Source organism: Vibrio sp. 378, assembly GCF_033339435.1.
In genome coordinates, this window is record NZ_JAWOUO010000374.1 from 1 (window position 1) to 804 (window position 804).

1 protein-coding gene is annotated in these 804 nt (G+C 37.9%); it reads left to right on the forward strand.

What is annotated here, in order from left to right:
• Positions 1–480 precede the first annotated feature (480 nt).
• A complete protein-coding gene (locus tag R7Q48_RS26365; protein ID WP_017447435.1) occupies positions 481–603 on the forward strand; it encodes a hypothetical protein in 123 nt (40 codons plus the stop codon).
• The last annotated feature ends 201 nt before the right edge of the window (positions 604–804 follow it).

Sequence of the window (804 nt, forward strand, 5' to 3'; positions counted from 1 at the left end):
CTTGAGTGGTCAATTTCCATGTTTTCCAACTCATCTAAGCTGTACAGGAAAAAGTATCGGCTGATAAAAAGAAAACTAATTATCATCCCGAGCAGACCGAGCGAGAAATACAAGGCAGTCTTGTAGCGAAGATTTAAGTTAAACAAGCGAGGTGTTTGCATTAAAAAATAGTTATAAGTATTAGTTTTAAAAAAGTGTACGACATATCATATTTGAAATAGTTGATGCTCGTCCAACTTGTCGACATCCATTTTCGCTCGCTTATCTAGGTTATACAGTGAGTTAACCGATTGCTTTTTAAGCAAAACGAGCAGTAAATTAATAAAAAAGTAGATAGTACAATCGCTTAGAGAACTGCGCTTCTAGCACGTCATTTTTTGCAAAAAATTTTGTTGATTGTTTAACACGCCTTGATACAAGCATCCGTTTTTCATTCGCCTGTTGACGTAGTAAACTGCGAAAAAACAACAGGAAATTGTGATGTTTATAGTTCAACGCTTGGTCAAATTGGCCATCATCTGTGTCATCTTCTTCACCATCTTTGATTTGATTGCTTACGGTGAAGTCACTTGGTTTTATCGCCTGCTTGCCTTCATCAACTAGCCACGCTCTATTGCCTTCCTGACGCGAGTTCGAATTCTATTGGACTCGCTCTGTCTGTTTTTATCTCTCTCCCTCTTGAGCTTTATACGAAACAAAATCATACCTTTTACTCTCACCTGAAAATGGCAAAAAATCGCATTTGCAACTAGGTTCATAATTAGGGCGTTCTAGGAAGTTCAAGTTATGAGGCTGAGTACAGCT

Excerpts from the sequence above, each read along its gene's own strand:
- R7Q48_RS26365 (WP_017447435.1), top strand. The coding sequence starts at position 481 with ATGTTTATAGTTCAACGCTTGGTCAAATTGGCCATCATCTGTGTCATC.